The sequence below is a fragment of the uncultured Anaerococcus sp. genome, assembly GCF_963510915.1.
Taxonomy (GTDB): Bacteria; Bacillota; Clostridia; order Tissierellales; family Peptoniphilaceae; genus Anaerococcus.
On the sequence record NZ_CAUPHG010000074.1, the window covers coordinates 1 to 8,139 of the forward strand.

7 protein-coding genes are annotated in these 8,139 nt (G+C 38.3%); 4 read left to right on the forward strand and 3 right to left on the reverse strand.

Annotated elements, in window-relative coordinates:
* From RQ893_RS06855 to RQ893_RS06865, 3 genes are all read right to left on the reverse strand, one after another.
* Nucleotides 1–573: toxic anion resistance protein (locus RQ893_RS06855; RefSeq protein WP_311482307.1), on the reverse strand; the 573-nt coding region annotated here is incomplete at its 3' end.
* Nucleotides 566–1,657, reverse strand: a complete 1,092-nt coding sequence (locus RQ893_RS06860; protein WP_311482308.1) for a 5-bromo-4-chloroindolyl phosphate hydrolysis family protein — start codon at nt 1,655–1,657, stop codon at nt 566–568. The genes RQ893_RS06855 and RQ893_RS06860, both read right to left, overlap by 8 nt.
* Before the next feature lie 113 nt (nt 1,658–1,770).
* A complete protein-coding gene (locus RQ893_RS06865; protein WP_311482309.1) occupies nt 1,771–4,626 on the reverse strand; it encodes an insulinase family protein in 2,856 nt (951 codons plus the stop codon).
* Between the two features lie 117 nt (nt 4,627–4,743).
* On the opposite strand from RQ893_RS06865, the gene RQ893_RS06870 reads away from it, so the two are divergent.
* The 4 genes from RQ893_RS06870 to RQ893_RS06885 form a co-directional block, all read left to right on the forward strand.
* The gene (locus RQ893_RS06870; protein WP_311482310.1) at nt 4,744–5,736 is read left to right on the forward strand and encodes a Gfo/Idh/MocA family oxidoreductase; all 993 of its coding nucleotides are present in this window, start codon (nt 4,744–4,746) and stop codon (nt 5,734–5,736) included.
* Nucleotides 5,737–6,080: 344 nt separating this feature from the next.
* Nucleotides 6,081–7,070, forward strand: a complete 990-nt coding sequence (locus tag RQ893_RS06875; RefSeq protein WP_311482311.1) for a PTS sugar transporter subunit IIB — start codon at nt 6,081–6,083, stop codon at nt 7,068–7,070.
* 8 nt (nt 7,071–7,078) lie between these two features.
* Nucleotides 7,079–7,894, forward strand: coding sequence for a PTS mannose/fructose/sorbose transporter subunit IIC (locus RQ893_RS06880; protein ID WP_311482312.1), 816 nt, complete (start codon nt 7,079–7,081; stop codon nt 7,892–7,894).
* Between the two features lie 9 nt (nt 7,895–7,903).
* The coding region (locus RQ893_RS06885) for a PTS system mannose/fructose/sorbose family transporter subunit IID (protein ID WP_311482313.1) at nt 7,904–8,139 on the forward strand (236 nt) is incomplete at its 3' end.

The following is an 8,139-nucleotide window of genomic DNA, read 5'->3' on the forward strand; positions in this document are numbered from 1 at the left end:
TGGTAGGTCATTTTTGTATAGGTCATCTAATTTTCTCTTGCCTGCTTCTATATACATGGAGATTTCCTTGTAATATTCCTCGTTCAAGTCGTACATTTGATCAAGCATGGAGATGTCTTTCATGAGGGTGATTTGGTGGTTCTCAAGGGCTCTTGAGACTTCGTTTATGTTTTTTTCGGTGGACTGGTATTTGACTTTGAGGTTGTCAATTTTTCTGCCGGCTTTTTTGAAAAAGCCAAGAGGCCCCTTAGTTTCTTCTTCATCGTCCATGGTTTTGATGTCCATTACTACAGTGTCTAGGAGTTTTCCGATTTCGCCTAGGTCCTTGTCTTTTACAGCGTCTAGGGTTTTTTCGGAAAAGTTTGAAATCTTCTTTTGGGCACCTGACCCGTATTGGAGGATGATGTTGGTGTTGTCTAGGTCGATTTTTTTGGCAAAATCGTCTATCATCTTTTCTTCGGCTTCGCTAAAGACAATCCTATTTTCGATTTTTTCTGGCTCAGCTTTTAGAATTTGGTCGAGTTTTTCGTCTTTTTCTTCGATACCATCTAGTTTTAATTCGATATCACTCATGGTCTTTAAAGTCTCCTTCTACTAGTCCTTCTTGTTTTAAAACAAGCCTAATTGTGTCAATATCAGTCTTTATATCCATGGCCCTATCAGAGATGAGGTCAACTTTAATCTTGTCAAAGGCCTCGGTGATGGTCTTTATTGACCCATCTATTTCTGCCATAGACCTTAAAATTTTTGGGTCGGTGGTTTCAAGTTCTTCAAATTCCTGGTAGGATTCAACGAGTTTTTCAGAAGTTGGCATGTAAAAATCGTTGAATTTATTAAGGGCGATGGCTTTTTCTGGGTATTTTTCCAAAATATTTAGGATATCCCTAATGTTTTCGAAAAGTGGGGCTAGGTCAGCCTTAAAGCTTGGCGAAGAAATTTTCCTAGCTATTTCTTCCATGTTCTTTAGGATTTTTCCGCAATTTGATAGAATATCGGAAGCATTTTGGGAATCAAAGTCATCCGCAGGTCCGATTTGTTCTTTTTCGTAGGAAGGAATTTTCCCTAAGTTTTCCTTATAGAGCTTGAAGGTTGGAATGTCAAGGATGAAAATCGAGTCATTTTCAACAATTCTTGCCTGCTTAAAATAGTTTTGCTTCATAAAATATAGCAAATCTTTGATAGTTTCTTCCTCGGTTTGGCTAACTGCGCTTGCCAAATCTCTTATCGAGATAATGGTTGAGTTTCCAAGCTCTCGCCTGTATCTAGAATAATTTATGGCAAGCCTTTTGTAGTGGTTAGAAAGTTTCCACATGATGGTTGGAGCTATCACAGCCCCCGCTAAGCTTATAAGACCGATTATTTTTGCCATAAGGTCTGGATAGTCAAATTGATCCATTCCTATAGCAAAAAGGGTCGTTCCTACAAAAAAAGAAAAAACTCTCAATAGTTGGTAGTTGGTTTTTTCCCTAATATTTTGCTCGCAAATATCAGGATTTTTTGCCGCTGGCAAATTTTTTTTATAACCCTTGGTAAAACTAGAAACAGCTTTGTTCACAGAGTTTTTTATACTTTCCCCAATCGATTCAAAATCTATATCGTCAAAGTCAAAATTTATGTTAAAAATATCATTTTGACTGAACTTATCTTTTTTCTTCATTTTAACTCCTTACAAAAGGTGATTTCCCTCTTACTTAAATTATACTATAGGTTAAATATTTTTAAAATTCTTAATGATAAAATCAATTATCTTTAAACGTGGTCGAAAAATCCTTATTTTATATCCTTAATCTCATCAAAGAGGTCCTTATTCTTTTCTATATCAGCTCTTGCCCCAAACACAACCAAGTTATCAAGGGCCATGGCCTTGTCAAAGCTCTCGCTCAAAGCCTTGATATCATCGATGCTTGCAGCTTTGATCTCAGCCAAGATGTCGTCTTCTTTTTTTGCAGATGTAATCTTAAAGTAGGAGTAGTCGGCATCTCCCATTTGCTTTGGACTTTTTGGTCTTAAAATCGAACCCATAGAAGCGATTTTTTGGTTTTCAAAGTCCCTATCGGTCATTTCAAGGTCTCCCGCAATTTCTCCAAGCTTGTTGAAGGAGTCTATGGTTGAAATTATATTTGGGTCCCTGTAGGAATAGGTGGCAAGCATCATAGATCTTGATATAAACATTCCTGCTCCGTAGGCACCTCCCTGGGCTCTGATTAGGGAGTAGAGGTAAGGGTTTGACATGATTGATCCAGCGAGTAGGAACTTACCGTCGTATCCGCCTTCAAAATCATAGAAATTAGCTGATTTTGCAATATAGTTGACACCTGCATCGGTCATGATGGCTTCTTTTTTTGCCTTAGCCTCAAAGTCTATATACACATCGGCTTCTCTTTTGCCTAGGTAAGCGAAAGCCTTATTTATAGCGGCCTTCATAAGGCTGTAGCCGTCTTTTTCACTTGTGATATTTATAGAAAGGTCTTTTGTAAATATCCTCTTATAAACATTTTCTAGCCTTTCTTGAAGTTTGGCAAAGTCATTTTCCGCCAAGGAGATATTTTCCTTGATAAAGTCATAATAGGCGATGCCTGATAGATTTTCTTGGAGGAAGGCGTGCTTGTCAATGTGGGAGTTGGCTCTATTTATGGCTATCATATGGCCAATTTCGTACATTTTTGATTCAAAAACTGCCTTTCTATTTCTCAAAAGTTCTAGGATACGAGCCTTACTTGCAAAAAGGGAATTACTTGTGAAATCTTTTACAATTTCAGCCGCTTCTCTTGTATTGGTAGGAAGAGTCTTGAAAGAAACTTTGAATGTTCTGTCAATTTCGTCTAGGCCTTTTCTAAAGGTCATTATAGAAAAATTAAGGGAGCCAAGTTTTTGCCAGATTAGGTCGTCAATTTCTGTGTATTTAATGTTTTTTGTATCGACAGACCCAATTAATTCTCCGAGGAGTTGGGCATATTTGAAGTCCTCAAGACTAAGGTGGTTTATTGAAAAATACATATCTGTATAGATAAGTCCTGCTGTAGCAAGGTCGTTGAAGACGTACTGATAAACATCTTCTTCAACTTCTCTTGGTACTGGCTTAGTTTTACTAGGGACATCTTTAATATCGAGCTTTGGAATGGTTGCCTTTTCTTCCTCAGTATCTTCTCGGTCTTGGTAGGCCTTGAGTTTTTTCAAATCTTTTTTAATTTTACTTAATTTTTCTGGAGTCGTTTCCTCATTGACCTTATCTAGGTATCTTTGGAAATCTTCCTCTTGGTTTTTATTATAATCTACCGAAGGTCTTGCAATATGAACAAGCTTAGTAGGGTTGTCCAGGTAAAATTTCTTGATAAAGTCCTCGTAATAGGAAGTATCGATTAGGGCTCTTAGGTCCTTGAGATGGTCAACTAGCCTAAAGACTTCAAAAGGATCGGCGTCAAAGGACATAGATAGGTAGTAATTTAGGCCGGAATTTACCGAATTTAGGCTTTCCCTTTGACCAAAATCAAAGAGGGAAAATGCAGATTTAAGGGTTTCTTTGTTAATTCCTTTGCTTGCATTTTTAAGTCCTTCTTCAATTATTTCTACAAAGTCATTGACCTTTCCTGCATCAGTTTTTTGTGCTTGGATTACAAGGCCGGACCTATTTCCGTAGGTGTTTCTTGCATAAAAATATTCTGGAGCGAGCTTTTCTTGGATTTGGTTCCTAATTTTTGATGAATCCATGTTGAAAAGAGCGTTGACGAGGATGGCTGCTGTTAGAGTTTCCTTGACATCAAGGGCAGAGTGGGTCAGCATGGCGTAGGTTAAATAATCTTGGCCATCCTTTTCATCACTTGCTGGATAGGTGGACTCTATTGGGTCATTATAGAAATTTTCCTTAACTTCTATAGCAAGGTCCATGTTCTTTGCCTCGTATTTTGATAAATATTCCTCGTCAAGCTTTGTTAGGTAAGGGTCGATGTCGTCTATATTTCCGTAAAAATAAATATAGGCGTTTGAAGGGTGGTAGTGGTCAGTATAGAATTTTTGAAATTCTTCAAAGCTTAAATCCTTTATAAAACGAGGGTCACCACCAGATTCGTATTGGTATGGGGAATTTTTGTAGAGATGTGAATTTATATCGTTTTCTATGATGGATCCTGGATCTGAAAGGGCGCCTTTCATTTCGTTATAAACCACACCCGAAACTCCCACAACCTTATCGTCTTCGACATCAAAATGCCAACCTTCCTGGTCGAAAACTTCCTTTTTATTAATAACAAGGGGCGCAAAAACTGCGTCAGTGTAGACGTCAACAAGGTTTCTAAAATCCTTGTCATTTTCACTAGAAACAGGAAAAACAGTCTTGTTCGGATAGGTCATGGCGTTTAAAAAAGTTTGTAAAGATGAAGAATCCATGGCCATAAAAGGGTCTTTAGTTGGATATTTGGCTGACCCATTAAGGACAGAGTGTTCCATTATGTGGGCCATGCCCTTGGAATTTGTTGGCGGAGTCTTAAAGCCAATGGCAAAGGTCTTGTTAGAATCGTCTTTTTTTGCAAAAACAATCTTTGCCCCAGTTTTTATATGGTGATAGTGGAAAGCATGAATCCCAATAGCAGGGAAAATTTCGCTTTTGATTAATTCGTAATTTTTATTCATAAGTCATCCTTTATAAGTATTCTCATGTTACTATACTCTTTAGGAGGATTTTTTTTACCAATTAGGCTTAATGAGGGCGATTTTGGGTAATAATAAATTATACAGAAAGGAAGCTTTATGAAATTAGGAATTATAGGGGCAGGAAAAATTGCCCAGGAAGTATTGACTTTCATAAATGAAATAGAAGGCATTGACCTAGTCGCCATTGCCGCTACTCCTAGGAGTGAAGACAAGCTAAAAAACTTGTCTGAAAAATACGGGATAGATAAATATTACACAGACTACGAAGAACTTTTGGTAAATCCTGATGTAAAAGTCGTGTATGTGGCTCTGCCCAATAACCTTCACTACGAGGTCATGGACAAGGCTTTGGATTCTGGAAAAGATATCATATGCGAAAAGCCCTTTACAGCAAATGTCAACCAGGCTCTTAGGATTTTTAAAAAGGCAGAAGCTAAGGGAAGGATAGTCCTTGAAGCTGTATCAAACCGCTTTATTCCAAATGCTATAAGGGTCAAAGAAGAAATCGGAAAGCTAGGCAAAATTAAAATCGTATCCTTTAACTATTCCCAATATTCATCCAGGTACGACCGTTTCAAAGCTGGTGATATAGCCCCTGTTTTTTCCCTAGAAAATGCAGGTGGGGCTCTTATGGATTTGAATATTTACAACATAGACTATGCCATAAGTTTATTTGGTAGACCAAAAGACGTGAGATATTTTCCAAATATTGAAAAATCAATCGACACATCAGGAGTTTGTGTTCTAGACTACGAAGACTTTAAGGTGGTCTGTATTGGCGCTAAAGACAGTGCGGCAGGATTTTTAAACTCCATCCAAGGAGAAGCTGGCACTATTGAAATTCTAGACAGCCCAGGAAATTTTGGTTCTTATAGGATTAAGGAAACCGGCAAAGACTATGAAAACCATAATGAAAATGGTGACAAATCAAGGTTATACCACGAATTTGTTGAGTTTGAAAAAATTATAAGAACTAGGAATATGGAAAAAGTTGAAGAATTAAAAGAAATCACCCTAACTACTGCCGAAATCTTAAACCAAGCGAGGATAGAAGCAGGAATTTTCTTCCCGGCTGATAGGGAAAATTAGGGAAATCTTATAAGCTCATTAAATTTGATACAGGAAGGGCAGAAACTTATTTTTGTTTTTGCTCTAGTATGTTATAATAAAAGTGTAGATTTGAATGGAAAATATAATATATAATGAAAAGATAAATTTAAGCCAGCCTAGTTTTATTTCGATGAAGTTTTATGGAAAGAATTTTTTGTAATTATAAAATTGGGAAAAGTATGGGTAAATGGCAGCCAAAAAATATATTATAGAAATCGCAAATCAACATGGCATGGAAATCAGTAAAGATTAGTAAATCTCTGACATTTCCGTAAATGCAAAAAAATACTGGTTTAATCCAGAAAAAAGAAAGGAGAGATGTTATGGTAGGAATCATCCTTGCAAGCCACGGGGCTTTTGCAGAGGGGATCAAGGAGTCTGCTCAAATGATTTTTGGTGCTCAAGATAAGTTTGAAGCAGTTGTTCTCAAGCCTTCCATGGGTCCAGATGAATTTAGGGCAAACCTAGAAGAGGCTATTAAAAAAGTCGATTCAGAACAAATCCTATTTTTATGTGACCTTTGGGGCGGTACACCTTTTAACCAATCTTCAGCTGTCTTTGACGGTCATGAAGAAAATTGGGCTATTGTCGCAGGTCTTAACCTTCCTATGGTAATCGAAGCTCTTTCTGAAAGATTCACAGTTGAATCTTCTCACGAGATTGCTAAGGTTATTATAAACAGTGCCAAGGAAGGCATTAAGGGTAAACCTGATGAAATTAACCCAGCAGAGAAAAAGGCAGCAGATAGTGAAGCTGAGAAAAAAGTTGTTGGAGGAAGCATTCCGGAAGGCACAGTTCTTGGCGATGGCAAGATTAAAATTGGCCTTGCTAGAATCGATACAAGACTTCTCCACGGTCAAGTTGCGACTACTTGGACAAAGACAGTTGGCCCTGACAGGATTATTGTTGTTTCCGACAAGGTTGCTCACGATGAGCTTAGAAAATCAATGATTATGGAAGCTGCTCCTCCGGGAGTTAAGGTTCACGTTGTTCCAATTAAGAAGATGAATGAAATTGATAAGGACCCACGTTTTGGTCTAACCAAGGCTATGCTTTTATTTGAAACTCCACAAGACGTATTAGAATACGTTGAAGGCGGTGGAGAGCTTTCTGAAATAAACCTAGGTTCTATGGCCCACTCTAAGGGTAAGGTTGTTGTGACAAACGCCCTTGCTATGGGCTCTGATGATGTAGAAACTCTTGAAAAATTAAAGGCTAAGGGCATCAAGTTTGATGTTAGAAAGGTGCCAGCCGATAGGGCTGAAGACCTAGATAGCCTTCTTCAAAAAGCGAAAACTGAATTAAATATATAGGAGAGATTATGAGTTTTATTAATATAATTTTAATCGGCATAGTTGCTTTCCTTGCTGGTTGTGAAGGTATTTTGGACCAATTCCAATTCCACCAACCAGTTGTTGCTTGTACCCTTATCGGTCTTGTAACAGGCCATCTAAAGGAAGGTATCATACTCGGCGGTTCACTACAAATGATTGCCCTTGGTTGGGCAAATATCGGTGCGGCAGTAGCCCCAGATGCGGCTTTAGCTTCAGTAGCTTCAGCTATTATAATGGTTTTAGCCCTAGAAGGTGGTAGCACCAATGCGACAGATGCGATTAACACATCTATTACTCTTGCTATTCCACTTTCAGTAGCAGGTTTATTCTTAACAATGCTTGCTAGAACTTTTGCTATTCCAATAGTTCATGGCATGGATGCTGCAGCAGAAGATGCAAATTTCGGCAAGATTGAAACCTTATCATGGCTAGCAGTTGCCATGCAAGGTGTTCGTATCTTAGTTCCAGCCCTTGCCCTTTGCTTTATCCCACCAGCAGTTGTCACAGAACAACTTAACAGGATGCCAGAATGGCTAACAGGCGGTATGGCAGTAGGCGGCGGCATGGTAGCAGCAGTAGGTTATGCTATGGTTATCAATATGATGAGTACAAAAGAAACCTGGCCATTCTTTGCTCTTGGTTTTGTAATTGCAGCTATTCAAAAACTAACCCTAATCGCTCTAGGTGTTATAGGTGTTGTTCTTGCAATTATTTACATGACCCTAAAGAGCCTTGCTACATCTAACCCAGGCGGTAATGCCGGTTCTGGTGACCCTCTTGGCGATATAATCAATGATTATTAAGGAGAAGCTATGACAGATACATTAAATAACAAAAAAGTAGCTCTTTCAGAAGCTACTCGTAAAAAAGTTTGGTGGCGTCACCAATTCCTTCAAGGTTCTTGGAACTACGAAAGAATGCAAAACGGTGGTTGGGCATTTTCTATGATCCCAGCTATCAAAGAATTATATACAAAAAAAGAAGACCAAGTAGAAGCTCTTAAAAGACACTTAGAGTTCTACAATACCCACCCTTACGTTTCAAGCCC

Coding starts and splice junctions, on each gene's coding strand:
- RQ893_RS06865 (WP_311482309.1), bottom strand. CDS start 4,626: ATGAATAAAAATTACGAATTAATCAAAAGCGAAATTTTCCCTGCTATT.
- RQ893_RS06875 (WP_311482311.1), top strand. CDS start 6,081: ATGGTAGGAATCATCCTTGCAAGCCACGGGGCTTTTGCAGAGGGGATC.
- RQ893_RS06880 (WP_311482312.1), top strand. CDS start 7,079: ATGAGTTTTATTAATATAATTTTAATCGGCATAGTTGCTTTCCTTGCT.
- RQ893_RS06870 (WP_311482310.1), top strand. CDS start 4,744: ATGAAATTAGGAATTATAGGGGCAGGAAAAATTGCCCAGGAAGTATTG.
- RQ893_RS06860 (WP_311482308.1), bottom strand. CDS start 1,657: ATGAAGAAAAAAGATAAGTTCAGTCAAAATGATATTTTTAACATAAAT.